General features: G+C 71.8%; 19 protein-coding genes and 4 pseudogenes. 17 read left to right on the top strand and 6 right to left on the bottom strand.

Annotated features, from left to right (window positions below; translation table 11 throughout):
* The first annotated feature begins 59 nt into the window (after window positions 1–59).
* From WJ438_RS16365 to WJ438_RS16330, 8 genes and pseudogenes are all read left to right on the top strand, one after another.
* The gene (locus WJ438_RS16365) at window positions 60–482 is read left to right on the top strand and encodes a DUF3017 domain-containing protein (protein WP_406729711.1); all 423 of its coding nucleotides are present in this window, start codon (window positions 60–62) and stop codon (window positions 480–482) included.
* 494 nt (window positions 483–976) lie between these two features.
* Window positions 977–2,103: pseudogene (locus WJ438_RS16360) on the top strand (DUF2690 domain-containing protein).
* 441 nt (window positions 2,104–2,544) lie between these two features.
* Window positions 2,545–3,534, top strand: a complete 990-nt coding sequence (locus WJ438_RS16355; protein ID WP_406725916.1) for a malate dehydrogenase — start codon at window positions 2,545–2,547, stop codon at window positions 3,532–3,534.
* A 300-nt stretch (window positions 3,535–3,834) separates the two neighbouring features.
* Complete coding sequence (locus WJ438_RS16350; RefSeq protein WP_406725915.1) at window positions 3,835–5,355, top strand: aldehyde dehydrogenase family protein; 1,521 nt, start codon at window positions 3,835–3,837, stop codon at window positions 5,353–5,355.
* 294 nt (window positions 5,356–5,649) lie between these two features.
* The gene (locus WJ438_RS16345; protein WP_406725914.1) at window positions 5,650–7,185 is read left to right on the top strand and encodes a GMC family oxidoreductase; all 1,536 of its coding nucleotides are present in this window, start codon (window positions 5,650–5,652) and stop codon (window positions 7,183–7,185) included.
* A 15-nt stretch (window positions 7,186–7,200) separates the two neighbouring features.
* Entirely contained in the window at window positions 7,201–8,325 is a 1,125-nt protein-coding gene (locus WJ438_RS16340) for a glycine betaine/L-proline ABC transporter ATP-binding protein (protein ID WP_406729710.1), read from the top strand.
* Window positions 8,325–10,268 carry an ABC transporter permease gene (locus WJ438_RS16335; protein ID WP_406725913.1) on the top strand — a complete coding sequence of 648 codons (1,944 nt, stop codon included), beginning with the start codon at window positions 8,325–8,327 and terminating at the stop codon, window positions 10,266–10,268. Before WJ438_RS16340 ends, WJ438_RS16335 begins: the two co-directional genes overlap by 1 nt.
* Window position 10,269: 1 nt before the next feature.
* Window positions 10,270–11,226, top strand: a complete 957-nt coding sequence (locus tag WJ438_RS16330; protein WP_406725912.1) for an ABC transporter substrate-binding protein — start codon at window positions 10,270–10,272, stop codon at window positions 11,224–11,226.
* A gap of 111 nt (window positions 11,227–11,337) precedes the next feature.
* Here WJ438_RS16330 and WJ438_RS16325 read toward each other — a convergent pair whose 3' ends face one another.
* Window positions 11,338–11,877, bottom strand: coding sequence for a carboxymuconolactone decarboxylase family protein (locus WJ438_RS16325; protein ID WP_406725911.1), 540 nt, complete (start codon window positions 11,875–11,877; stop codon window positions 11,338–11,340).
* A gap of 47 nt (window positions 11,878–11,924) precedes the next feature.
* Between WJ438_RS16325 and WJ438_RS16320 the strand changes: the two are divergent.
* From WJ438_RS16320 to WJ438_RS16305, 4 genes and pseudogenes are all read left to right on the top strand, one after another.
* Window positions 11,925–13,294: pseudogene (locus WJ438_RS16320) on the top strand (PLP-dependent aminotransferase family protein).
* Window positions 13,295–13,474: 180 nt separating this feature from the next.
* On the top strand, window positions 13,475–13,819 hold the full coding sequence (locus WJ438_RS16315; RefSeq protein ID WP_406725910.1) for a hypothetical protein: 345 nt from the start codon (window positions 13,475–13,477) through the stop codon (window positions 13,817–13,819).
* A gap of 35 nt (window positions 13,820–13,854) precedes the next feature.
* Entirely contained in the window at window positions 13,855–15,078 is a 1,224-nt protein-coding gene (locus WJ438_RS16310) for a glutathionylspermidine synthase family protein (protein ID WP_406725909.1), read from the top strand.
* Window positions 15,079–15,346: 268 nt separating this feature from the next.
* On the top strand, window positions 15,347–16,795 hold the full coding sequence (locus WJ438_RS16305) for a glycine hydroxymethyltransferase (protein ID WP_406725908.1): 1,449 nt from the start codon (window positions 15,347–15,349) through the stop codon (window positions 16,793–16,795).
* An 18-nt stretch (window positions 16,796–16,813) separates the two neighbouring features.
* Here the strand turns inward: WJ438_RS16305 and WJ438_RS16300 are convergent, their stop codons facing one another.
* On the bottom strand, window positions 16,814–17,470 hold the full coding sequence (locus tag WJ438_RS16300; RefSeq protein WP_406725907.1) for a hypothetical protein: 657 nt from the start codon (window positions 17,468–17,470) through the stop codon (window positions 16,814–16,816).
* A gap of 114 nt (window positions 17,471–17,584) precedes the next feature.
* Here WJ438_RS16300 and trpS point away from each other — a divergent pair, with 114 nt between their 5' ends.
* Window positions 17,585–18,592, top strand: coding sequence for a tryptophan--tRNA ligase (trpS, locus tag WJ438_RS16295; RefSeq protein ID WP_406725906.1), 1,008 nt, complete (start codon window positions 17,585–17,587; stop codon window positions 18,590–18,592).
* Between the two features lie 191 nt (window positions 18,593–18,783).
* Window positions 18,784–19,362 carry a 2'-5' RNA ligase family protein gene (locus tag WJ438_RS16290; protein ID WP_406725905.1) on the top strand — a complete coding sequence of 193 codons (579 nt, stop codon included), beginning with the start codon at window positions 18,784–18,786 and terminating at the stop codon, window positions 19,360–19,362.
* A gap of 7 nt (window positions 19,363–19,369) precedes the next feature.
* Here the strand turns inward: WJ438_RS16290 and WJ438_RS16285 are convergent.
* Window positions 19,370–19,749 (bottom strand): annotated as a pseudogene (locus tag WJ438_RS16285) (decaprenylphospho-beta-D-erythro-pentofuranosid-2-ulose 2-reductase); the annotation flags it as partial.
* A gap of 138 nt (window positions 19,750–19,887) precedes the next feature.
* Here WJ438_RS16285 and WJ438_RS16280 point away from each other — a divergent pair.
* Window positions 19,888–20,799 carry a YihY/virulence factor BrkB family protein gene (locus WJ438_RS16280; RefSeq protein ID WP_406725904.1) on the top strand — a complete coding sequence of 304 codons (912 nt, stop codon included), beginning with the start codon at window positions 19,888–19,890 and terminating at the stop codon, window positions 20,797–20,799.
* Here WJ438_RS16280 and WJ438_RS16275 read toward each other — a convergent pair.
* Window positions 20,747–22,051: a D-alanyl-D-alanine carboxypeptidase family protein gene (locus WJ438_RS16275; RefSeq protein ID WP_406725903.1), complete on the bottom strand. Its 1,305-nt coding sequence runs from the start codon at window positions 22,049–22,051 to the stop codon at window positions 20,747–20,749. The genes WJ438_RS16280 and WJ438_RS16275 overlap by 53 nt on opposite strands.
* A gap of 172 nt (window positions 22,052–22,223) precedes the next feature.
* Between WJ438_RS16275 and WJ438_RS16270 the strand changes: the two genes are divergently transcribed.
* Both WJ438_RS16270 and WJ438_RS16265 read left to right on the top strand, forming a co-directional pair.
* Window positions 22,224–22,472, top strand: coding sequence for an SCO4848 family membrane protein (locus WJ438_RS16270; protein ID WP_406725902.1), 249 nt, complete (start codon window positions 22,224–22,226; stop codon window positions 22,470–22,472).
* 24 nt (window positions 22,473–22,496) lie between these two features.
* Window positions 22,497–23,846, top strand: coding sequence for a metallophosphoesterase (locus tag WJ438_RS16265; RefSeq protein ID WP_406725901.1), 1,350 nt, complete (start codon window positions 22,497–22,499; stop codon window positions 23,844–23,846).
* A gap of 34 nt (window positions 23,847–23,880) precedes the next feature.
* Here WJ438_RS16265 and WJ438_RS16260 read toward each other — a convergent pair.
* Window positions 23,881–24,650 (bottom strand): annotated as a pseudogene (locus WJ438_RS16260) (TetR/AcrR family transcriptional regulator).
* Between the two features lie 100 nt (window positions 24,651–24,750).
* Window positions 24,751–25,161: a VOC family protein gene (locus WJ438_RS16255; RefSeq protein WP_406725900.1), complete on the bottom strand. Its 411-nt coding sequence runs from the start codon at window positions 25,159–25,161 to the stop codon at window positions 24,751–24,753.
* Window positions 25,162–25,314 lie beyond the last annotated feature (153 nt).

Genomic DNA, 25,314 nt, shown 5'->3' with positions numbered 1-25,314 from the left:
CGACCTCGGCGCAGGCCGGGAACGGCGCGGTCCCCGACCTCGCCGAGGCACCCGATCCCATCAGCGCGCCCGACGCCGAGGGGAAGCCGCGGCGTACCACCCGCCGCTTCCCGCGGTTCACCAGGGACACCGCCCGCCCGGAGGGCGGCGGCCGGGCCGCCCCCGGCGACGCCCCCGCGCCCGCCCGGCAGTGGCCGATCCTCGCCGTGCTGCTCACGGCCGGGCTCGGCCTGCTGCTGACCGTGTTCGACCTGTTCCGGCTCGGCACGCTGCTGATCGGCGTGGCGCTGCTGGCGGGCGGCGTGCTCCGCTGGGTACTGCCGAGTGTCGGCATGCTCGCCGTGCGCTCCCGCTTCACGGACATCGTCACGTACGGCGTGCTGGGGCTGACGATCGTGCTGCTGGCGCTGATGGTGCAGCCCAAGCCCTGGCTGGAGATCCCGTTCCTGAAGGACACCCTGCATTTCACGGTCAGCGGTTAGCGGCCCGTCCCAGGATGATCCGGGGAATCCGGGGGACGTAGCGGAACGGTCACTTCCGTGCCACAGCGCCCGGACAGCCGTTGAACAGCGGGTTCGGCGTGCAGGAAGGTTGTTTCCGGCGGCGGCCCGTCCTTTCACGGGGGTGAGGACGGGCCGCCCCGTCCTTTCACGGGGGTGAGGACGGGCCGCCGTCCACCGCAGGGCGGGAACTCTGCGGGACCGGCGTGACAACCCTGAGGACCCTGGATAATCCGTGACGCCCCACGTGTGGTGCCGGTTTCTGTTCGGTCGAGGGGGCTGCCGGTGGGAGACTGGGCCACGAGCGAGTGAGCGTGCGACGGCGCATGCCCGCGGCCCTGACGCTCCCGTGCGCCCCCACCCCGGGAACTGAGATCCTGACGGGCGGCATCCATGCGGGTAGCCGGAACGGCGACTCGGCAGAGGGCCACCACGCGCGAGGGACATACCGGCACGACCGGGAAGAGGGGGAAGCAATGCCTCGTTGGAAGGCCTTGCCGGATGAGCTCGATCCGCAGATCAGGGAGTTCACGAGCCAGCTCAGGCGCGTCGTGGACCGCAGCGGCCTGAGCATCGCGTCGGTCTCCGACCGCACGGGCTACAGCAAGACGTCCTGGGAGCGTTACCTGAACGGCCGGCTGCTCGCGCCCAAGGGCGCGATCGTGGCCCTGGCCGAGGTCACCGGGACCAATCCGGTGCATCTGACCACCATGTGGGAGCTGGCCGAGCGGGCCTGGAGCCGCTCGGAGATGCGGCACGACATGACGATGGAGGCGATCAGGATCTCGCAGGCGCGTTCCGCGCTGAGCGAGCTCGCCGGACCGTCGTCGAACGGCGCGGGCGGCAGGGGCCGCAAGGGCGGTGGCGCTCCGGTCCGGCCGGGCGTCGCCGGACCGGCCGGCGTCTCACCGGCCGTGCCGCCGCAGCCGACCGCCTCGGACGTCCATGACGCCTCCGGGACGAACTCCTGGGGCATGGCCGGGTACGCCGGGCCCTCCCCGTCGGGCCGCCGCGGCGCCGGTGCCCCTCCCGCGCCGCCCACGGGGGAGGGCGTACGCCGGGTTCGCCCGGCGCGCAGGGCGCACCGCCCCGAGGCGGCTCCGGTGGCTCGGACGGCAAGCGGCGGACGGGGATGTTCCTCACGGGTGCCGTCGGAGTGCTGGTGGTGATCGCCGCCGCCTTCTACGTCACCGGGAGTGACGACGGGAAGAAGGACGACGTCGGGAAGTCCCCCTCGCCCACCGCTTCCGCCCCCGCGAACCTGCCCGCCGGAGTGAAGTGCAGCGGCGACAGCTGCGACGGCAAGGACGCGGAGAACATGGGGTGCAGCGGCGACCTCGTGACCACCACACAGACGGCGACCGTCGGCACCACCCTGGTCGAGGTCCGCTACAGCAAGACCTGCGGTGCCGCGTGGGGCCGTATCACCCAGGCGACCCAGGGTGACGAGATCGAGATCGCCGGTGGGAAGTCGAAGCAGAGCGACAGCATCACCGAGGTCGGCGACACGGTCGCCTACACCCCGATGACGGCGGTCGGGAGCGCGGCACAGGCCAGGGCCTGCGCGGTGCTGGCCTCCGGCGAGGAGGGGTGCACGGAGTAGGGCGGCGCCGGGGCGGCGACCCACCGACGATCCCGGCACGCCGTGAAGCCGCCCGTGAATTCCATGGCGCGGGGTGGGCATGGGGCGGCGGAATCGGGGCATGCGAATGTCACCCCCCACGGGAGTCCGGCACGGTCGGTCCCCCGACCGGCGGCCGCCTCCCGTCCTCCTCTCCCGGACAGGCGGCCGCCTTCCCCGGGCACGCTCGTGTACACGTCGGTCACTCTGTGGGAGGGGCCACACGGAGCCCGGACGTCCGCGATCGTCGATGCGCGATAGCCTGACCGCTGGATCTCTCTTGACGCCAAGAGATCGATCACCCCTCGGTGATCCATCCGCACCGGTGATCGATCATCGTGGCGGGCACCGGTCACGCGCCGGAGCGGGATCCGTACCCCGGGGCAGGGACGCCCCACCGCCAGCTGTCATACGGAGAACGCCATGACCCGCACTCCCGTGAACGTCACCGTCACCGGCGCGGCCGGCCAGATCGGTTACGCCCTGCTCTTCCGCATCGCCTCAGGCCAGCTGCTCGGCGCGGACGTGCCGGTCAAGCTGCGCCTGCTGGAGATCGCCCCCGCGCTCAAGGCGGCCGAGGGCACGGCCATGGAGCTGGACGACTGCGCGTTCCCGCTCCTGCAGGGCATCGACATCACGGACGACCCGAACGTGGCCTTCGACGGGACCAACGTCGCCCTCCTCGTGGGTGCCCGCCCGCGCACCAAGGGCATGGAGCGCGGTGACCTCCTGGAGGCCAACGGCGGCATCTTCAAGCCGCAGGGCCAGGCCATCAACGCCCACGCCGCGGACGACGTCCGGGTGCTGGTGGTGGGCAACCCGGCCAACACCAACGCGCTCATCGCCCAGGCCGCCGCACCGGACGTACCGGCCGAGCGCTTCACCGCGATGACCCGTCTGGACCACAACCGCGCGCTGACCCAGCTGGCGAAGAAGACGGGTTCCACGGTCGCCGACATCAAGCGCCTGACCATCTGGGGCAACCACTCCGCCACCCAGTACCCGGACATCTTCCACGCCACTGTCGCCGGCAAGAACGCGGCCGAGGTCGTGAACGACGAGAAGTGGCTGGCCGAGGACTTCATCCCGACCGTCGCCAAGCGCGGTGCCGCGATCATCGAGGCCCGTGGCGCCTCCTCGGCCGCCTCCGCCGCCAACGCGGCCATCGACCACGTCCACACCTGGGTCAACGGCACCGCGGACGGCGACTGGGTCTCCATGGGCATCCCGTCGGACGGCTCCTACGGCGTCCCCGAGGGCCTGATCTCCTCCTTCCCGGTCACCGTGAAGGACGGTAAGTACGAGATCGTCCAGGGCCTGGAGATCAACGACTTCTCCCGCTCCCGCATCGACGCCTCCGTCAAGGAGCTCGAGGAGGAGCGCGAGGCGGTCCGCGGCCTCGGCCTCATCTGATCCCGTCAGATCCCGTCAGGTTCATCCGATCCGTCCGCTCCGTCCGACGGACTTCGGGCCAGGGCCCCGTGCCGGTCTCCACCGGTACGGGGCCCTTCCGTGTACGGGGAGCGGGGTTTCCACCCTTTCGACCGCATTCTCCGTGAGGTGGCACACCTCCGGGCATGAATCGCGCATGTATTCGGGTCTCGGGGGAAGGCGCCACCCCGTTCCGTGGGTGACGCCCGTGTGACTCGACCTGTGTCACTCGACCTGTGTCACTCACGGGCGCTGAACAGGAACGGAAGGCAGCAGACGATCATGGCGGACAGTACAGAGCTCCAGGTGCGCACCTCCATCCACGCGGGAGGCGAGTGGCGAGCAGCCGTCTCGGGAGCCACCCGCGAGATCCTCGACCCCGCGGACGCGCTGCCGTTCGCCGTGGTCGCGGAGGGTGACGAGAAGGACGCCGACCTGGCGGTGGCCGCCGCCCGGCGCGCGTTCGACGAGGGGCCGTGGCCGCACACCCCCGTCGCCGAGCGGGCCGCGCTGCTGCGCCGCGTCGCCGGTCTCCTCGTCCGGGACAGGGAGACGCTCGGCCTGCTGGAGAGCCGGGACGCGGGCAAGACCGTCGAGGAGGGGCGCGTCGACATCGACTGTGTCGCCGACGCCTTCCGCTACTTCGCCGATCTGGTCGCCGGCGAGGCCCCCGGCCGGGTCGTCGACGCGGGCTCCACCGACATCCACAGCGTCGTCGTGCACGAGCCCGTCGGCGTCTGCGCCATGATCACGCCCTGGAATTATCCGCTGCTCCAGGCCAGTTGGAAGATCGCCCCCGCGCTCGCGGCCGGCAACAGCTTCGTCGTCAAGCCCAGCGAGATCACCCCGCTGACCACCGTGGCGCTCATCGACCTGCTGATCGAGGCGGGGCTGCCCGCCGGGGTCGCCAACATCGTCACCGGGCCCGGTCACACCGTCGGTGCCCGGCTCGCCGAGCACCCCGACGTCGACCTGGTCTCCTTCACCGGCGGGCTGGTCAGCGGCGCCAAGGTCGCCCAGGCCGCCGCGCCGAGCGTGAAGAAGGTCGCCCTCGAACTCGGCGGCAAGAACCCCAACGTGGTCTTCGCCGACGCCTGCGCCACCAAGGACGGCTTCGACACCGCCGTCGACCAGGCCCTCAACGCGGCCTTCATCCACAGCGGCCAGGTCTGCTCGGCGGGCGCCCGGCTCATCGTCGAGGAGTCGGTCCGCGACCGCTTCGTCACCGAACTGGCCCGCCGCGCCGAGAAGATCAGGCTCGGCCGGGGCACCGCGGACGACGTCGAGTGCGGACCGCTGGTCTCCGAGCAGCAGCGCGCCAAGATCGAGGCGTATGTCGCCTCCGCGCTGAAGGAGGGGGCGGTGCTGCGCTCCGGCGGCAAGCGGCCCGAGCCGTCCGCCGACCGGCCCGAGGCCGGCGACTTCTACGAGCCGACCGTCCTCGACCACTGCCACCGCGAGATGCGGGTCGTGCGCGAGGAGGTGTTCGGGCCGGTCCTCACCGTCGAGACCTTCCGTACCGAGGACGAGGCCGTCGCCCTCGCCAACGACACCGAGTACGGGCTGGCCGGCGCCGTCTGGACCGCCGACGCGGGCCGCGCCCGGCGGGTGGCCGGGCGGCTGCGGCACGGCACCGTGTGGATCAACGACTTCCACCCCTACCTCCCGCAGGCGGAGTGGGGTGGCTTCGGCAAGAGCGGAGTGGGCCGCGAACTCGGCCCGGCCGGCCTCGCCGAGTACCGCGAGACCAAGCACGTCTACCAGAACCTCGCGCCGAAGCCGGTGCGTTGGTTCGCGGGCTGAGGAGCCACCGCCGAGCGTCACCCGCGGTGAACACGGTACGTGCGGCGCAGGCCGCGCCCCCGACGTACACGGCGCACGCGCCGCCCCCGTGCCGGCGCAGCCGCCGGGCGGCACACCGGGTGGTCCCTTCCCGGGACCACCCGCCCCGGCGCCCTTCGCGTGCCGTGTGCCCCGCGTGACGAAGTACCGCTTCGAGCAACACCCCTGACCGGGGCTTCCCCGAGGTCCCGCCGACAGCGCCGGACAAGCCCCGTTCACCTGTCCCGTCTTCGAGTCCCCGGAGGAGTAATCTCCATGCCGCATCACACCCCTGAACACACGTACGACTACGTTGTCATAGGCGGTGGCACCGCCGGGTCCGTCATCGCCTCCCGGCTGACCGAGAACCCGGACGTCACCGTCGCGGTCATCGAGGGCGGCCCCAGCGACGTCGGCCGCGACGACGTGCTGACCCTGCGCCGCTGGATGGGCCTGCTCGGCGGCGAGCTGGACTACGACTACCCCACCACCGAGCAGCCACGCGGCAATTCACACATCCGGCACAGCCGGGCCCGCGTCCTCGGCGGATGCTCCTCGCACAACACGCTGATCGCCTTCAAGCCGCTCCCGTCCGACTGGGACGAGTGGGAGCAGGCCGGCGCCAAGGGCTGGGGCGCGGTGCAGATGGAGGCGTACTACGCCCGGCTCAAGAACAACATCGTCCCGGTCGACGAGAAGGACCGGAACGCCATCGCCCGTGACTTCGTCGACGCCGCCCGGAGCGCGCTGGGCGTGCCGCGTGTCGAGGGCTTCAACAAGAAACCGTTCAACGACGGCGTCGGCTTCTTCGACCTCGCCTACCACCCGGAGAACAACAAGCGCTCCTCGGCGTCGGTCGCGTACCTGCACCCGGTGATGGACGAGCGCCCCAACCTGACGATCATGCTGGAGACCTGGGCGTACCGGCTGGAGCTGAACGGCACCCGCGCCGAGGGGGTCCACGTCCGCACCAAGGACGGCGAGGAGATCCTCGTCCGGGCCCGGGGCGAAGTCCTGCTGTGCGCCGGCGCGGTCGACTCGCCCCGGCTTCTGCTGCACTCCGGCATCGGTCCGAAGGCCGACCTGGAGGCGCTCGGCATACCCGTGGCGCACGACCTCCCCGGTGTCGGCGAGAACCTGCTCGACCACCCCGAGTCGGTGATCGTCTGGGAGACCGACGGCCCCATCCCGGACAACTCCGCGATGGACTCCGACGCCGGACTGTTCGTGCGCCGCGACCCCGAACACGCGGGCCCCGACCTGATGTTCCACTTCTACCAGATCCCGTTCACGGACAATCCGGAGCGACTGGGCTACCGGCGGCCGGAGTTCGGCGTCTCCATGACCCCGAACATCCCCAAGCCGAAGAGCCGCGGCAGGCTCTACCTGACCAGCGCCGACCCCGAGGTCAAGCCCGCGCTGGACTTCCGCTACTTCACCGACGAGGACGACTACGACGGCCGTACCCTCGTCGACGGCATCCGCATCGCCCGCGAGATCGCGAAGACCGAGCCGCTGGCCCACTGGCTCAAGCGCGAGGTGGCCCCCGGCCCGGACGTCACGGGTGACGAGGAGCTCAGCGAGTACGCCCGCAAGGTTGCCCACACCGTCTACCACCCGGCGGGCACCTGCAGGATGGGCGCGGCGACCGACGAACAGGCCGTGGTCGACCCCGAGCTGAGGGTCCGTGGGCTGCAGGGCATCCGGATCGCCGACGCCTCCGTCTTCCCGACCATGACCGCCGTGAACCCGATGATCGGCGTGCTGATGGTCGGCGAGCGGGCCGTCGATCTGATCGGGGGCGAGGTGTGATGAGTACCGCCACCGCTGCCGCCGCTCCCGCCGGCCCAGGCCGGCTCACCCGTCTTCTCCGTCGACGGGCTGTGGAAGGTCTTCGGTCCGAAGGCCGACCGCGTGCCCGGCGACCCCGAACTGACCGCGCTCGACCCGGCCGGGCTGCGTTCCCGCACCGGCTGCACGGCCGCCGTCCGGGACGTCAGCTTCGACGTCCGCAAGGGCGAGGTCTTCGTCGTCATGGGCCTGTCCGGCTCCGGCAAGTCCACGCTGGTGCGCTGTCTGACCCGGCTGATCGAGCCGACCGCGGGCACCATCGTCATCGACGGCGAGGACGTCCGCGCCATGGACAGGGCACGGCTGCGCGAACTGCGCCGGCACCGCGCCGCCATGGTCTTCCAGCACTTCGGGCTGCTGCCGCACCGCACCGTCCTCGACAACGTGGCCTACGGCCTCGAGATCCAGGGCATGGGCAAGGCGCAGCGGCGCGAGAAGGCCGCCGAGGTCGTCGCCAAGGTCGGCCTGGAGGGCATGGAGCAGCGCAGGCCCGCCCAGCTCTCCGGCGGTCAGCGTCAGCGCGTCGGGCTCGCCCGCGCGCTCGCCGTCGACCCCCAGGTGCTGCTGTTCGACGAGCCGTTCAGCGCGCTCGACCCCCTCATCCGGCGTGACATGCAGGAGGAGGTGATCCGGCTGCACCGCGAGGAGGGCCGCACGATGGTCTTCATCACCCACGACCTCGGCGAGGCCCTGAGGCTGGGCGACCGCATCGCCCTCATGCGCGACGGACGGGTGGTCCAGCTGGGCACCCCCGAGGAGATCGTGGGCTCGCCCGCCGACGACTACGTCCGCGACTTCGTCCGGGACGTCCCGCGCGAGCAGGTCCTCACCGTCCGTACGGTCATGCGTCCCGCCTCCTCGGCGGACGAGGCCGGCAGCGGACCCGCCGTCAGCCCGGACGCCACGGTGTCGGAGGCCATCGAGGCCGTCGCCCGCGCGGGCTCCCCGGCCCGCGTCCTCGACCAGGGCCGCTGCGTGGGAATCGTCGACTCCGCCGCCCTGCTGTCGGTCATCGCGGGGACGGGGGCGTCCGCCGGACCGGAGAAGCCCCTCGCCACGGAGTCCGTCGCCGGGGCGGAACGGTCCGAGGAGGCCGTCTGATGGTGACCGTCACCGCAGTCGTCCCCCGGGCCGGTCGGCCGGGACTGCTCGGGCACCTCGCCGTGCGCAAGCTCCTGCTGCTCACCGTGGCAGCCGCGGTCCTCGTCCCGTTCGCCCTCGCGCGCTGGACCGGCGCCGGCTGGCCCGAGGCGCTGACCGTCGACGTCTCCGAACCGCTGGCCGGAGTCAGTGACTGGATCATCGACAACCGGGACTCCCACCCCCTCTTCCTGTACTTCTTCGGCCACGTCAGCAACGTCGTCGTCATCGCCGTACGAGCCGTCTACCTCGCCCTCCTCGCCGTCGGATGGGCGGGCGTGACCGCCGTCGCCGGGCTGGTCGCCTGGCGGGTCGCGGGCATCCGGCTCGCGCTCGGCACCGTCGCCGCGTTCCTCACCTGCGGTCTGCTCGACATGTGGGTGCCCACCATGCAGACGCTCGCCCTGATGGTGGTCGCGGTCACCGCGTCCGTCGTCGTCGGCGCGCTGCTCGGGCTCGCCGCCGGCCTCTCCGACCGCATGCACCGCGCCCTGCGCCCGGTCCTGGACACCATGCAGGTGTTCCCCGCCTTCGCCTACCTCCTGCCGGTCGTGCTGGTCTTCGGCATCGGCGTCCCGGCCGCCGTCCTGGCCACCGTCATTTACGCCGCGCCGCCCATGGCCCGGCTGACGTCGCTCGGCCTGCGCGGCGCCGACAAGGAAGTGCTGGAGGCCGTCGAGTCGCTCGGCGCCGGCGTCCGCCAGCGCCTGCTGACGGCCCGTGTCCCGCTTGCCCGCAAGGAACTCCTCCTCGGCCTCAACCAGACGATCATGATGGCGCTGTCCATGGCCGTCATCGCGTCGGTGATCGGTGCGGGCGGCCTCGGCGACCGCGTCTACCAGGCGCTGGCCTCGGTCGACGTCGGCGCGGCCCTCGCCGCCGGTATCCCGATCGTGTTGCTCGCCGTCGTCCTCGACCGGGTGACCGGCGCGGCCGGGGCGAGCCTGGGCCAGGCGCCCAGGCCCCGCACGCACTGGCTGTACGTCGTGGCCGGCGCCGCGGTCGTGGCCGTCGCCGGACGGCTGACAGCGCGCCTGGAGTGGCCCGACGGATGGGTCGTGCCCCTCATCGAGCCGGTCAACCGGGCCGTCGGCTGGATGACCGACCACCTGTACTCGGGCGTCCCCGTCATCGGCGGCACCGCCGATTGGGCCGCACGCTTCACCACCTGGGTGCTCGACCCGATCCGCGACGGACTGCAGTGGCTGCCCTGGTGGTCGGTGCTGCTCGTCGTCGCCACCCTGGCCTGGCTGATCGGCACCTGGCGCACCGCGCTCACCGCCGTCCTCGCCATGGCCGCCATCGGGGTGCTCGGCGTGTGGGAGCCGTCCCTCGACACGCTCTCCCAGGTCCTCGCGGCCGTCGGCGTCACCCTTGTCATCGGCTTCGCGACGGGTGTCGTCGCGGCACGCAGCGACCGCGTCGACCGTCTGCTGCGGCCCGTGCTGGACGTGTTCCAGACGATGCCGCAGTTCGTGTACCTGATCCCGGTCGTCGCCCTGTTCGGCGTCGGCCGCGCCCCCGCCGTCGCCGCAGCCATCGTCTACGCGCTGCCGGCCGTCGTCCGCATCACCGCGCAGGGTCTGCGCCAGGTCGACCCGGCGGCCCTGGAGTCGGCCCGCTCGCTCGGCGCGACCAGCGCCCAACAGCTGCGTCAGGTCCAGCTCCCGCTGGCCCGCCCGGCGCTGCTCCTCGCCGTCAACCAGGGCCTGGTCCTGGTCCTCGCCGTCGTCATCATCGGCGGCATGGTCGGCGGTGGCGCACTCGGCTACGACGTCGTCTTCGGCCTCGCCCAGGGCGACCTGGCGACCGGCCTGGTCGCCGGTGCCGCGATCGTCTGCCTGGGCCTGATGCTCGACCGGGTGACCCAGCCCACCGAACGCCGCGCGAAGAAGGGAGCCTGACATGCGACGCCGTACGACCTCCGCGGTGGCCGGAGCCTTCGCGCTCGCGCTGCTCACCGGCTGCGGTGCCGCGGACATGACCAAGCAGGCCTCGCCGTACGCCAACGCCAAGGGTGCCAGGACGGTGAACCTGGCGGTGCAGTCCTGGGTGGGTTCCCTGGCCAACGTGGCCGTCGCCCAGCACCTGCTGGAGAACGAACTCGGCTACCGCGTCGACATCGTCCAGGTCGACGAGGTGCCCGCCTGGGACGCGCTCAGCCAGGGCCGGGTCGACGCGATCCTGGAGGACTGGGGCCACCCCGAGCAGGAACAGCTGTACGTCGAGGACAAGAAGACGATCGCGCGCGGCGGCGACCTCGGGGTCACCGGGCACATCGGCTGGTTCATACCGACGTACTTCGCCGAGCAGCACCCCGACCTGAAGAGCTGGAAGGACCTCAACAAGTACGCCGACCGGTTCCGCACCGCGGAGAGCGGCGGCAAGGGCCAGCTGATGGACGGCTCACCGGCCTACCTCACCCACGACAAGGCGCTGGTGAAGAACCTGAAGCTGGACTTCAAGGTGGTGTTCGCCGGTTCCGAGGCCGCGCTGCTCACCCAGATCAAGCAGTTCGCCAAGGAGCAGAAGCCCTTCCTCACCTACTGGAACACACCCCACTGGCTGTTCGAGAAGGTGCCGATGACCGAGGTGGAGCTGCCCCCGTACACGGAGGGCTGCGACGCCGACCCGGAGAAGGTCGCCTGCGCCTACCCGACCGCCCCGCTGCAGAAGTACCTCAACGCGGACTTCGCGAAGGACGGGGGCGAGGCGGCGGATTTCCTGAAGAAGTTCGAATGGTCGACGGAGGACCAGAACGAGGTCTCCCTGATGATCGCCGACCAGAAGCTGACACCTCAGGAGGCGGCGAAGAAGTGGGTGGACAGCCACGAGTCCACCTGGAAGGAGTGGCTGTCCTGACGGCCGGTCCGGCCCGGGCGTGACGCGTGGCCCCGGACCCACCGAGCACGGTGGGTCCGGGGCCACTTGTCACGCGGTACGTGCTGTCACGCGGCACGTACCGGAGACCGGTCAGGCGTGCGAGCCCGGCTGGTAGTGACCCGGGGCCAGGCGGCAGGTCACGCCGAACCGGTTCCAGGCGTTGATGACCGTGATCGTGGCGATCAGCTGCGCCAGCTCGGCCTCCTCGAACTGCTCGGCGGCCCGCCCGTACACCTCGTCCGGCACGAACCCTTCGGTCAGGACCGTCACCGCCTCGGTCAGCTCGATCGCCGCGAGCTCCTTCTCCGTGTAGAAGTGCCGTGACTCCTCCCAGGCGGCGAGCTGCACGATCCGCTCCACGCTCTCGCCCGCGGCGAGCGCGTCCTTGCTGTGCATGTCCAGGCAGAAGGCGCAGTGGTTGAGCTGCGAGGCACGGATCTTCACCAGCTCCAGCAGCTTCGGGTCGACCCCCTTCCGGGCCGCCGCGTCGAGCCGCATCATCGCCTTGAAGACGTCCGGGGCGAGCGCGGACCAGTCCAGCCTGGGGGCCTGCTCGGGTGCGTACCCCTGGGCCGTCGCTCCGCCCTCGCTCGTGGTCGCCGTCGTGCCGTCGTTCGTGGTCGTCGTCATGGCATCGAGCGTAGGAGCGAGGCAGCCCAGGAGTATGGTCCACTCGCATGGCGAAACCCTGGGCCACTTTCGGCATCGACCTCCATCTGGAACCGGCGGGTCCGGGCCTGCGCCGCGGCCTGACCGACGCCCTGCGCGAAGCGGTCCGCAGCGGCAGGCTCGCCCCGGCACCCGCCTGCCCTCCTCCCGGGCGCTCGCCGCCGACCTGGGCATCGCCCGCAACACCGTCGCCGAGGCGTACGCCGACCTGGTCGCCGAGGGCCGGCTGACCGCCCGGCAGGGCTCCGGGACCCGCGTCGCCGACCGTGCGGCGCCCCGGCCGGCCACCAGGCCGCCGGCCCCGCAACGCCCGCCCGGCAGGCTCCCCCACAACCTCCACCCCGGCACGCCCGACCTCTCGTCCTTCCCACGTGCCGAGTGGCTCAGGGCCTCCCGCCGAGCCCTGGCGGCCGCCCCCAACGAAGCCTTCGGATACGGCGACGCGAGGGGCCGCCCCGAACTGCGCACCGCCCTCGCCGACTACCTGGCGCGGGTACGGGGCGTGCGCGCCGACCCCGAACGCGTCGTCGTCTGCGCCGGATTCGCCCACGGCCTCCGCCTGCTGGGCGACGTCCTGCGCGCCCGCGGCGCCCGCACGCTCGCCGTGGAGCCCTACGGTCTGCCCGAACACCGGAACCTGATCGAACGCGCCGGTCTGCGCACCACCCCGATTCCCTCCGACGACGCCGACCCGGGCGACGCCGTCGCGGTGCTGCTCAACCCCGCCCACCAGTTCCCCCTGGGCGGGGTGCTGCGCCCCGAGCGCCGGGCAGCCGTCATCGACTGGGCCCGCCGCACCAGCGGCCTGATCCTGGAGGACGACTACGACAGCGAATTCCGGTACGACCGCCAGCCCGTCGGCGCGCTTCAGGATCTGGACCCCGACCGCGTGGTCCACCTCGGCACAGTCAGCAAGTCCCTTGCCCCGGGCCTCCGTCTGGGCTGGATGGTGCTTCCCCCGTCGCTGCTTCCGGAGGCCGTCGCGCACGGCGTCGGCCGGTCCGTCAACGTCGTCGAACAGCTCACCTTCGCCGAGTTCCTCACCTCCGGTGCGTACGACCGGCACGTCCGCGCCGCTCGCCTGCGCTACCGGCGCCGCCGTGACGCCCTGGTCGAGGCCGTCGCCCAACAGGCAGCCGACGTACGGGTGACGGGCATCGCGGCCGGGCTGCACGCCGTGCTCCGGCTGCCGCCGGGCACCGAGCAGTCGGTCGTCCGGGCGGCCGCCTGGCAGGGCCTCGCCGTGAAGGGCCTGTCCTACTTCCGCCACCCCGCCGCCGAGGTCGCCCCTCTGGACGCCCTGGTCGTCGGCTACGGCACCCCACCGGACCACGCCTGGGCGGCCACCCTGGACGCCCTGTGCAGAGCCCTTCCCTGAGGCTCCCGGCGCCGTGCCACGCGCGCACACCGGCGCAAAAACCGCAAAACAACGGGGGAGGGGGGGCCGTCATCAGGGGTCTCGCGGACACGTCGGGCGGCCGACGCCTAGGCTGTCCGCCGCGAGCCGGGGAGCAGGCACCCGGCGGCGGACACACGCGGCACAAGGGGGAGTGGGGACATGACGGAGACACGGCGACGGCTGCGGTCCGGCACGGTGATGCTCGGCGGCGCGGGCCTTCTCGCGGCCGCCCTGTCCGCGTGCGGATCGGAACCGGACCGCCGCTGCGTGGACCGGAACAGCTACGACTACGTCGACGGCTACAAGATCGTCGCCGACAAGAACTGCACGACCTCCGGCTCCGTGGGCAAGGGCGGCACCTCCGGCTCGGCGCAGCGCGTCAACGCCGACTGGTACTACGACGCCGACGTCAGCAGCGGCTGGGCCGACGACGGCACCTTCAGCCGGAGCGAGGCCGTCGACCGGGGCGGCTTCGGCTCCTCCTCCGGCAGCGGCGGCGGCTGAACACCCCCTCGAGCGAAGGAACGAAGGGCCCGCCCGTGGAACGCCGCACCATCGAGCCCCGCCCCGGCTGGCAGCAGACCGTCGAGGAACAAGGGCTCATCTACCCCCTCACCCTTCCCAGGGCTCTCGAGTCCGCGCGAGCGTCGGGAATGCCCGTCCCCGACGACGCCTGGGTCCCCTACTGGGACGAGAGCGCCTACTACGTCTTCGGCCTGGACGAGGTCGAGGCGCTGGAGGAGGTCGTCGAGGAACTGCACCGCATGTGCCTCGCGGCCGCCGACCACATCGTCACCGCCGACCGCTTCGCCGACCTCGGCATCACCGACCCGCGGGTCGTCCGAGCGGTCGCCGAGGCCTGGCACCGGCGCGCCGAACTCCCCTCCCTCTACGGCCGCTTCGACCTCCGCTACGACGGAACCGGCCCCGCGAAGCTCCTGGAGTACAACGCCGACACCCCCACCTCCCTCGTGGAGGCGGCCTCGCCCCAGTGGTTCTGGATGGAGGAGCGCTTCCCCGGTGCCGACCAGTGGAACTCACTCCACGAACGCCTTGTCGACGCCTGGAGGAAACAGGCCGCCCTCCTCCCGCCGGGCAGTCCCCTGCACTTCGCCCACTCCTCGGCCGACGAACTCGGCGAGGACCTCATGACCGTCGCCTACCTCAAGGAGACCGCCGAACAAGCGGGCCTCGACACCGAGTGGCTCTCCATGGAGGAGATCGGCTGGGACCGGCTCTCCGGCCGCTTCGTGGACAAGAGCCTCCGGTTCATCCGCAGCATCTTCAAGCTGTACCCCTGGGAGTGGCTCACCACCGACCGCTTCGCCGGTCACGTCCTCGACACCCTCGACAACGGCGGCGGCACCGGCAGCACCCTGTGGATCGAGCCGGCCTGGAAGATGCTGCTGAGCAACAAGGCCCTGCTGGCGATCCTCTGGGAGCTCCACCCGGACCACCCCAACCTCCTCCCGGCCCACCTAGACGGCCCGCGCGACCTGGCGTCGGGCGCGGGCTACGTGGCCAAGCCGCTGCTCGGCCGCGAGGGCGCCGGTGTGACGATCCACCACCCGGGCAGCGCCCCCGTCGTCCGCGACGAGCCCTGCTGTTACCAGCAATTCGCCCCGCTGCCGGACTTCGACGGCAACCACGTCGTCCTCGGCGCCTGGACCGTCGGGGGCGAGTCCGCCGGCCTCGGCATCCGCGAGTCCTCGGGCCTCATCACCGACGAGTACGCCCGGTTCCTGCCGCACGTGATCCTGTGAGCGCCCCTTCGAGGGGCGCGGGGAACTGCGCGACCAGCCACAACAAACCCGCAACCGGCAGTCGCTGGGCAGACGCTTCCGCTCGCATGGTGGACGCCCCACTACGACACTCAGCGCCGCCCGGTAGGCTGACCGAGGGCCGTGACTGGCGCGCTGGGATGGGACCGACCATCGGGGAGCGGCCCGCGGGCCACCCCCTGCGCCCGGTACGAGTGCCGTGCGCCTGGGCCATGCCGTGCACGCTGAACGCCACGTCCGGAGGTCCCTCATGTCCGCCGAGCCCCTCTCCACCGCTTCCACCGCCTTCCGTTCCGCCCTCGAGGTGATTCGCGCCGTCGAGCCGCGCGTCGCCGACGCCATCAGCCAGGAGGTCGCCGACCAGCGCGAGATGCTCAAGCTGATCGCCTCCGAGAACTACGCCTCCCCGGCCACCCTCCTGGCGATGGGCAACTGGTTCAGCGACAAGTACGCCGAGGGCACCGTCGGCCGCCGCTTCTACGCCGGCTGCCGCAACGTCGACACCGTCGAGTCGCTGGCCGCCGAGCACGCCAAGGAACTGTTCGGCGCCCGCCACGCCTACGTCCAGCCGCACTCGGGCATCGACGCCAACCTGGTCGCCTTCTGGTCCGTGCTCGCCCAGCGCGTCGAGGTCCCCGCCCTGGAGAAGGCCGGTGTCCGCCAGGTCAACGACCTCTCCGACGCCGACTGGGCCGTACTGCGCCGCGCCTTCGGCAACCAGCGCATGCTCGGCATGTCCCTGGACGCCGGCGGCCACCTCACCCACGGCTTCCGCCCGAACATCTCCGGCAAGATGTTCGACCAGCGTTCCTACGGCACCGACCCGGCCACCGGCCTCCTCGACTACGAGGCGCTGCGCGCCTCCGCCCGCGAGTTCAAGCCGCTGATCATCGTCGCCGGTTACTCCGCCTACCCCCGTCTGGTGAACTTCCGGATCATGCGGGAGATCGCCGACGAGGTCGACGCCACGCTCATGGTCGACATGGCCCACTTCGCCGGTCTCGTCGCCGGCAAGGTCCTCACCGGCGACTTCGACCCGGTCCCGTACGCCCAGATCGTCACCACCACCACCCACAAGTCGCTGCGCGGCCCGCGCGGCGGCATGGTCCTGTGCGACGCCTCCCTCAAGGACCAGGTCGACCGCGGTTGCCCGATGGTCCTGGGCGGTCCGCTCCCGCATGTCATGGCCGCCAAGGCGGTCGCCCTGGCGGAGGCCCGGCAGCCCTCCTTCCAGGACTACGCCCAGCGTGTTGTGGACAACTCCCGCGCCCTCGCCGACGGCCTGATGCGCCGCGGCGCCACCCTCGTCACCGGCGGCAGCGACAACCACCTCAACCTGATCGACGTCGCCGCCTCCTACGGCCTCACCGGCCGTCAGGCCGAGGCCGCCCTGCTCGAGTCGGGCATCGTCACCAACCGCAACGCCATCCCGGCCGACCCCAACGGCGCCTGGTACACCTCCGGCATCCGCGTCGGAACCCCCGCGCTGACCACGCGCGGCCTGGGCACCGCCGAGATGGACGAGGTCGCCGCCCTCATCGACCGCGTGCTGACCACCACGGAGCCCGGCACCACCAAGTCCGGCGCCCCGTCCAAGGCCGCGCACGTCCTCGACGCGAAGACCGCCGACGAGATCTCCCGCCGCGCCACCGACCTCGTCGCCGGTTTCCCGCTCTACCCGGAGATCGACCTCGGCTGACGCACGGGTCCAGGCGGCTCAGAGGTCGATCAGTTCCTGACGCGGCTCCTCACGCGGCGGTCCGGCACCGTACCGGGCCGCCGCGCGGCGTGTCAGCAGGGTCCCGGCGATGCCCGCCCCGATCCCCGCGGCAGCCCACCACAACCGGTCCCGCACGCCGTCGCCGCCGTCGGGATCGGCGGGCTCCGCCCCGAGGAAACCGGCCTCGTCCAGCCGGTCGTAGACCTTCCGCGGCACCCGGTGCCAGCGGATGTCGTCGTCCGCCAGGTCCGGCGCCGGGTCCGTGCGCACCCACGGCGTGCCGTCCTCGGCGAGAAACAGCTGGTCCTGGCGCAGCATCGCCACGTCGCCACCCGGCGCCCGCCGCGTCTGCGGCCAGCCCCCGACCCCGGTCAGCCCCCACAGCACGGTGAACCGCACCGGAGGCCGGCGTCCCTTTGTCCAGGTCTCCGGGACCCGCTCCGTGCCCGTGTACGCCGGGTCCAGCAGGCTCCGCAGCCGGTCGAAGCCGGCCTCCCCGGCGTGCCAGGACGCGGTGCGTCCGGTGCCGGACCACACGACCACCGCCACGTCCGGCTCCCCGGCGGGCGGCGCACCGTCCGCCGCCGCGGCCCCGGGCACCTCCACCAGTAGCACCGCCGCCGTCGCCGCGATCGCGCACACCCCTCGCCGCACGCCGCTCCCCTCCCACCCGCTCCCGGCCCTTGTTACACCACCGCGGACGGAATGGAACCCCCCTGTTCCGAACCCGTGCCCGACCGCTCCCCGCGGCCTGAGAGAATGGTGAACATGGCCTCTCCGCGCGTGCTCTCCGGTATCCAGCCGACCTCCGGCTCGTTCCACCTCGGCAACTACCTCGGCGCCGTGCGCCAGTGGGTGGCCCTGCAGGAGACCCACGACGCGTTCTACATGCTCGCCGACCTGCACGCGATCACGGTCCCGCAGGACCCGAGGGAACTGCGCGAGAACACCCGCGTCGCCGCCGCCCAGCTCCTCGCGGCCGGCCTCGATCCGGACCGTTGCACGCTGTTCGTGCAGAGCCACGTCCCCGAGCACGCCCAGCTCGGCTGGCTGATGAACTGCGTCACCGGCTTCGGCGAGGCGTCCCGGATGACCCAGTTCAAGGACAAGTCCGCCAAGCAGGGCAGCGACCGCACCACCGTCGGCCTGTTCACGTACCCGATGCTGATGGTCGCCGACATCCTGCTCTACCAGGCCGACCAGGTCCCGGTCGGTGAGGACCAGCGCCAGCACCTGGAGCTGACCCGCGACCTCGCCGACCGCTTCAACCAGACCTACGGCGACACCTTCACCGTCCCGAGCGCGTACATCCTCAAGGAAACGGCGAAGATCTACGACCTTCAGGACCCGACCGCCAAGATGAGCAAGTCGGCGGCCACCCCGAAGGGCCTGATCAACCTGCTCGACGAGCCGAAGGCCACCGCGAAGAAGGTCAGGAGCGCGGTCACGGACACCGACACGGTGGTCCGTTTCGACCGCGAGCACAAGCCCGGCGTCAGCAACCTCCTGACGATCTACTCGACCCTGACCGGAGCGGGTGTCACCGAATTGGAGGAGCGGTACGCCGGCAAGGGCTACGGTGCGCTGAAGACGGACCTCGCCGAGGTCATGGTCGAGTTCGTGACCCCCTTCAAGGAGCGCACCCAGCAGTACCTGGACGACCCCGAGACACTCGACTCGATCCTGGCCAAGGGTGCGGAGAAGGCGCGTGCCGTCGCCGCGGAGACCCTCGCCCAGGCCTACGACCGGGTGGGCTTCCTGCCCGCCAAGCACTGAACGGACCAGGTTACCGGCAGTACTGAACGCGACCCCGGCACCGGTCCGTACCACCGGGCGAGCGCCGTACATCACTCCGGCTGCGCCTGCCCGGGACGGGGCCGTGGTCGTACAGTCGGGGAGAGGGCGACCGCTTCGGCGGTCGCCGGGTGCTCGCCGAAGATCACCACCACCACAACGAAGGAGACGACGTGGGGACCGTAACGATCGGTGTGTCGATCGCGGTCCCGGAGCCCCACGGCAGCCGGCTTCAGCAGCTGCGCGCGGGCTTCGGCGACGCCGCCGCTCACGGTATCCCCACGCATGTCACCCTGTTGCCGCCGACGGAGGTCGACGAGGGCGACCTGACGGCCATCGAGGCGCATCTGAGCGAGGTCGCCGCGATCGGTCGGCCGTTCCCCATGCGGCTGTCGGGCACCGGCACCTTCCGGCCGCTGTCGCCGGTCGTGTTCGTCCGGATCGTGGAGGGCGCCGAGGCCTGCACCTGGCTGCAGAAGCAGGTCCGCGACGCGTCCGGTCCCGTCGCCCGTGAGCTGCAGTTCCCGTACCACCCGCACGTCACCGTGGCGCACGGGATCGACGAGGCGGCGCTGGACCGCGCCTTCGAGGAACTCGCCGACTACGAGGCGCGCTGGGCCTGCACCGGCTTCGCGCTCTACGAACAGGGCGCCGACGCGGTGTGGCGCATGCTGCGGAAGTTCCCGTTCGGCTCGCTGGTGGTGCCTTCGCAGACCGGGTGCGCGGACCGCGGTTCCGTCTCCGCGCACTGACCGCCGTACCCGGCACCCGTACCGTCTCCGTTCGGCGCCGCAGCCCCAGCTCGACCGCCGTCGCCACCGCCTCCGGCGGGGTGGCGAGTGGCGCCTCGGGCGGCCCCGCGGTCATCCGGGTACGGACGAAGCCGGGGCGTACGGCCATGACGTGCACGCCCGGGCCGTACAGCGCGTCGCCGAGGTCCTGGGCGACGGTGTCCGGGCCTGCCTCGCCGGAGCCGTGGATGCCGTAGACGAAGTCCGCGCGGCGGGCCCGCCCACCGGCGACGGACGACAGCACCACCGGGGAGCAGTGTCCCTGGGCCTGGGGGCGCTCGCGCACACGAGGCCCGCCGGGACCGCGCCGGTGTAGTCGGTCTGCGCGACCCGCACGGCGGCCTCCGGCGACCGTGTCGCCCATGCGGGAGCGATCGGTTTCGAGACGTCACTTTCCTGCCCGGAACGGGTGATTAACGGGATGTCGCTGCGGCAGGGGTTCCGGTCAGGGGTTCCGGCCCGGTGGGACGGGGGCAGGGACGATGCATGGACTGGCTGAAGAAGCTCCCGGTCGTCGGCCCGTGGGCGGTGCGACTGATGCGCACGCACGCGTGGCGGTCGTACGAGCGGATGGACCGCGTGCACTGGACGCGGCTGGCCGCCGCGATGACGTTCACCAGCTTCGTCGCGCTGTTCCCGCTGCTCACGGTCGCCGCCGCGATCGGCGCCGCCACTCTCGGCCAGGAACAGCAGGACACCCTCCAGAACAAGATCACCCAGCAGGTGCCCGGCATCTCCGACCAACTGGACATCGGGGGCCTGGTGCAGAACGCCGGGACCGTGGGCCTCATCGCCGGTGCCGCCCTGCTGCTCACCGGCATCAGCTGGGCCGGATCCATGCGCGAGTGCCTGCGCGCGGTGTGGGAGCTGCCCGACGAGGAGGAGAATCCCGCCCTGCGCAAGGGCAAGGACGCGGGCGTCCTCATCGGGCTCGGCGGCGCGTTCCTGATCACCCTGGGCGCGTCCGCCGTCGCCTCCGCGATGGTCGGCCGGATCAGCCGGGGCATCGGGTTGGAGGAGGGCGGCTGGGGCGGGATCGTGCTGCACGTCGCGGCCTTCGCCGTCGCCGTGGGCGCCGACTTCCTGCTCCTGCTGTACGTCCTGACCCTGCTGCCCGGCGTTGAACCCGCCCGCCGCCGTCTGGTGGTGGCCGCGCTCACCGGCGCGGTCGGTTTCGAACTGCTGAAACTGCTGCTCAGCGGCTATATGCAGGGCGTGGCCACGAAGAGCATGTACGGCGCGTTCGGCGTCCCGGTCGCCCTGCTGCTGTGGATCAACTTCACCGCGAAACTCGTTCTGTTCTGCGCCGCCTGGACCGCGACGACGCAGAACGAGGAGACCGCGCTCACGGACGCGGGCGGCGGCGCACCAGATCCGGCAGTGGCCAACGGCGGTTGACCAGGAACGCCCCGCCCGCGAGCAGCACCAGCGCCCCGCCCGTGACGGCGAGCGCGGTGCCTATGCCGTCGGCGCCGCCCCCGGCCGCGGCGCTCGCCACCGGCTCGGCACCCGCGACGCCGGGCGTACCGTCGCCGGCGCCGCCCGCCTCGCCGGGGGAGGCGGAGGCACCCGACCGGGCGTCGGCCCGCACGGCGCTCTTCGGCGGCACCAGCTCACCCACCGGATCGACCTTGCCGGCCGCCTTGAAACCCCAGTCGAAGAGCTTCGCGGTCTCCTTGTAGACCGCGTTGCGCCCGTCCTTCTCCGGGTTCATCACGGTGACGAGCAGCACTGTGCCGTCCTGCTCGGCGACCCCGGTGAAGGTCGCTCCCGCGTTGGTGGTGTTGCCGTTCTTCACACCCGCGATGCCCTCGTAGACGGGTACGTCGTAGTCACCGGACAGCAGCCGGTTGGTGTTCTGTATCTCGAAGGGCTTGCGGACCTTCTTGCCCTTCTTGTTCTTCTTCGTCTCGCCCGGGAAGTTGGCGCGGACCGTCGAGGCGTACTCCCGGAAGGCCTTCTTCTGCAGCCCGGAACGGGCGATCAGCGTCAGGTCGTACGCGGACGACACCTGGCCCTCGGCGTCGTAGCCGTCCGGGCTCACCGCGTGCGTGTCGAGGGCCTGGAGCTCCTCGGCGTGCTCGTTCATCTCCTTGACGGTGGTCTCGACGCCCCCGTTCATGGCGGACAGCACCCGCACGGCGTCGTTGCCGGAGCGAAGGAAGACGCCGAGCCACAGGTCGTGGACGGTGTAGGTCTCCTCCTCCTTGATCCCGACCATGCTGGAGCCGGGGCCGATACCGGCGAGGTCGGAGGGAACGACCTTGTGCTTGGCGGACCCGGGCCACTTCGGCAGCAGCGTGTCGGCGAACAGCATCTTCAGGGTGCTCGCCGGGGCCAGCCGCCAGTGCGCGTTGTGCGCGGCGAGCACCGCGCCGGACTCGGCGTCGGCGACGATCCAGGAACGGGCCGACAGTTCCTTCGGCAGCACCGGCACCCCGCTCGCGAGGTTGACCTGCGTTCCCGGCTGCCCGAGCCGTGCGCCGCCCACCGACGACATGGTCGCCGGGGGAGTGGCCGAGGGGCTCTTCGACGGACTGCTCGAAGGGCTCGGCGCCGCGAGTGCGACGGGAGCGGTCAGCGCGGTGGACAACAGAACGGCGGAAGTGACCAGCAGTGATCGCCGGATGGAGTTTTTGGGTGTGGGCACGGTCGGAAACGTACATGTCCTGCCCGGGGAAGTCCCCCTTCCGCCCCCACCCCGTGAACGGAATCGGACACCGTCCGGCGATACTGGATCCATGCCGTGCCCGTCCGGGTGACCACTCCCGGCCCCCTGGCCGACTCCGGGTGCCCGGCGTTGTGATGAAAGGTTTGATCTGGTGAAACTCAGCCGCCCCGTCTCCTGGTTCCTGCTCGTCTTCGGGGTGTGGAGCTGGATCATCTGGATCACTTTCGTCAGGAACCTGGTCAAGGACGGCAGCGGTCTCGCGTTCGACGACGGCGAGCCGACGGCGTACTTCTGGGTCCATCTGCTGCTGGCCGTCGTCTCTTTCGTATGGGGGACGGTCATCGGGGTCATCGGGTTGCGTGGTCTGCGCGCACTGAGCCGGACGTCACGGACGTCGTAACGGAAAACTGGGGAACACCGCACCGTGCCCATCGTCTTGGTACTCATCGCACTGCTGGTCCTCGCCGTCCTGGTGACGGGCAACTGGTACGTGTGGCGCCGTCTGTTCCGCGACACGACCCGGGGGCCGGGTGCCGTGCGCCGCTTGGGCGTCCTGGTGATCGCCGGGGGCTGGGCGGTGACCTTCGCGGCCTCCTTCACCGCGCGCGGCGGTGCCCCGTTCTGGCTCCACCAGGTCCTGGCCTGGCCCGGCTTCCTCTGGCTGGCCCTGTGCCTCTACCTGCTGCTGGGGGTGCTCGCGGGTGAGGTCGTACGCCCGGTACTGCGCCTGGTCCTGGAGCGCCGGGCGGCGCGGCGGACGGCACCGCCGCGCGAGGAACCGACGCCGATACCCGCGGGAGCGATGGCCGCCGCACCGGGATCGACGCAGTCGGCGGGCCCGGACACCCCTGCCCCCACCGGCACCCCCGGCACCCCTGACTCAGCCACCCCCGATCCGGCCGCTCCAGCCGCCCCTGCCGGTCCCGCCACTGCCTCCCTCCCTGTCGGTCCCTCCCGTCGTCTCTTCGTCTCCCGGGTGGTCGCCGGGGCCGCCGCCGCGGCGGCCGTCGGGACGGTCGGGTACGGCACGTACGACGTGCTGCGCGGACCGCGGGTGAAGCGGGTCACCGTGCCGCTCGCCAAGCTGCCCCGCGCGGCGCACGGTTACCGGATCGCGGTGGTCAGCGACATCCACCTGGGACCTGTTCTCGGCCGGGGCTTCGCGCAGAAGGTCGTCGACACGATCAACTCGACCCAGCCCGACCTGATCGCCGTCGTCGGCGACCTGGTGGACGGCACCGTGAAGGACCTCGGCCCGGCCGCGGCTCCCCTGGCGCAGCTGACGGCGCGGCACGGCTCCTTCTTCGTCACCGGAAACCACGAGTACTTCTCCGGCGCCGAGGAGTGGGTCGACGAGGTGCGCCGGCTCGGTCTGCGCCCCCTGGAGAACGCCCGCACGGAACTCCCGCACTTCGACCTCGCCGGGGTGAACGACCTGGCCGGTGAGGGCTACGGCCAGGGGCCCGACTACGCGCGGGCGCTCGGCGACCGGGACCGGGCACGCGCGTGCGTGCTCCTCGCCCACCAGCCGGTGCAGGTCCACGAGGCCGTCGACCACGGCGTCGACCTCCAGCTCTCCGGCCACACCCACGGCGGCCAGCTCTGGCCCGCCAGCCTCGTCGCCGGCGCCGTCAACCCGACCCTCGCCGGTCTCGACCGCTACGGCGACACCCAGCTGTACGTCAGCCGCGGCGCCGGCGCCTGGGGCCCGCCGACCCGGGTCGGCGCGCCGTCGGACATCACGGTGATCGAACTGGCGTCGAAGCAGACCTGACGGCTGCCCCGCGCGCCTCCCGCGCGGGGCGCGGTCAGCCGAGCGGTGCGGGGCGGTCGTGGCCGGCGGGTGTGCCGCGGGGCTTCGCCGGGTCGGGCAGGGCCCTGGTCAGGCCCGGCAGGAAGTCCGTGAACAGTTCGTGGACCTCGCGGACCAGGGGGCGCAGTACGCGGAAACGGGCCAGGGCGACACCCCGCGCGGTGATGCGGGCGCCGCGCTCGGCGAGGCGGTAACTGTGTGCGCGGTCCTCGGTGCGGTCGAAGATCCAGTACAGGACGAGGCCCATCTGGGCCAGCCACATCAGCTCGGGCAGCACCCCCCGCAGTTCCGGTGCGACCTTGGCCCCCGACCCGGCCAGCACCTCCCGGTGGACACCGATCGCCTGCACGCGCGCGTGCTCCGACTCGGGGAGAAGGGGCTGAGCGGGCTGTCCGGGTCGGCGGCGTTCTTGAAGAACTGCACCGCGGACTCGTGGTACGGCGTGGCGATGTCCAGCCATGCCTTCAGCACGCCCGCGAGCCGGGCCTCCAGCTCGGTCTCCCGGTCCAGGATCTCCCGGACCACCCGCCGGTGCTCGGCGGCGATCCGGTCGTAGAACCCCTGGATCAGGTGTTCCTTGCCCTCGAAGTAGTAGTACGCGTTACCGACGGAGACACCGGCCTCCGCGGCGATGGCCCGCATGGTCGTCCTGCCGTACCCGCGCTCCTGGAACAGCCGCATGGCCGTCTCCAGGATCAGGGCGCGGGTCTGCTCGGACTTGCTGGGTGCGGCACCGTCGCCGGGGCCGTCGTTCTTCGCGGGCACGGAAGGAGAGCCTAACGGCAGGCGGAAAGCCCCCCGGCGGGAGGAAGGCCCTACGGGGCGGCGCGGGGCCGTCCCGGCCCGTCGCGGGGACGGCCGGTGGTCACGGTCGGCGCCCGAGCTGAGGGCGCTTGGTGTAGTCGGTCAGGCCGACCACGTTGCCCCAGGGGCCGGCGAACTCGACGGTCCAGCCGGTGGCGCCCGAGAAGAGCCCGTCGAGCGGACCGATCCCGGCACCGCTCAACGCCTCGGCGGCGACCCGGGCGTCGGGCACCTCCAGCCACACCCGTGCGGAGGGCCACACCGGCGGTCGGCACCCCAGCCCCTCCTCGAGCCGCAGCACCGTCCCGGGCGTCTCGCCGCCCACCTTCAGCAGGACGGTCCCGGCCTCGTCCAGCCGGAAGCCGACGGGAAACCCGGCCCGCCCGTAGAACCCGACGGCCTCGTCGAGGTCCCCGACGGGCGGCAGCACATGGTCGAACCCGAGCAGTTCGCAGGACTCGTCACCTGACATGACGTCACATCAGGTGTTCTCCGTGCGAAGTGGGCAGATGAGGTGACAGGGCGGTGGCGGGTCACTCTTCCGGAGGGGCGGCCGACGTAGGGCCCCCGACTTCTCTTTGCCCTCCGCGTCCTGCAAGATGACTGGCAGTTTCCGCATCCTCCA

Origin of the sequence: Streptomyces sp. GD-15H, assembly GCF_045291515.1 — a bacterium.
Lineage (GTDB): Bacteria > Actinomycetota > Actinomycetes > Streptomycetales > Streptomycetaceae > Streptomyces.
Note: the sequence above shows the minus strand (reverse complement) of the source record. Positions and strands in the feature narration are given on the sequence as shown.

What these genes read in the sequence shown, in the direction of transcription:
- WJ438_RS16355 (WP_406725916.1), top strand. Translation starts at nt 2,545, where the DNA reads ATGACCCGCACTCCCGTGAACGTCACCGTCACCGGCGCGGCCGGCCAG.
- WJ438_RS16350 (WP_406725915.1), top strand. Translation starts at nt 3,835, where the DNA reads ATGGCGGACAGTACAGAGCTCCAGGTGCGCACCTCCATCCACGCGGGA.
- WJ438_RS16345 (WP_406725914.1), top strand. Translation starts at nt 5,650, where the DNA reads ATGCCGCATCACACCCCTGAACACACGTACGACTACGTTGTCATAGGC.
- WJ438_RS16335 (WP_406725913.1), top strand. Translation starts at nt 8,325, where the DNA reads ATGGTGACCGTCACCGCAGTCGTCCCCCGGGCCGGTCGGCCGGGACTG.
- WJ438_RS16330 (WP_406725912.1), top strand. Translation starts at nt 10,270, where the DNA reads ATGCGACGCCGTACGACCTCCGCGGTGGCCGGAGCCTTCGCGCTCGCG.
- WJ438_RS16325 (WP_406725911.1), bottom strand. Translation starts at nt 11,877, where the DNA reads ATGACGACGACCACGAACGACGGCACGACGGCGACCACGAGCGAGGGC.
- WJ438_RS16315 (WP_406725910.1), top strand. Translation starts at nt 13,475, where the DNA reads ATGACGGAGACACGGCGACGGCTGCGGTCCGGCACGGTGATGCTCGGC.
- WJ438_RS16305 (WP_406725908.1), top strand. Translation starts at nt 15,347, where the DNA reads ATGTCCGCCGAGCCCCTCTCCACCGCTTCCACCGCCTTCCGTTCCGCC.
- trpS (WP_406725906.1), top strand. Translation starts at nt 17,585, where the DNA reads ATGGCCTCTCCGCGCGTGCTCTCCGGTATCCAGCCGACCTCCGGCTCG.
- WJ438_RS16280 (WP_406725904.1), top strand. Translation starts at nt 19,888, where the DNA reads ATGGACTGGCTGAAGAAGCTCCCGGTCGTCGGCCCGTGGGCGGTGCGA.
- WJ438_RS16255 (WP_406725900.1), bottom strand. Translation starts at nt 25,161, where the DNA reads ATGTCAGGTGACGAGTCCTGCGAACTGCTCGGGTTCGACCATGTGCTG.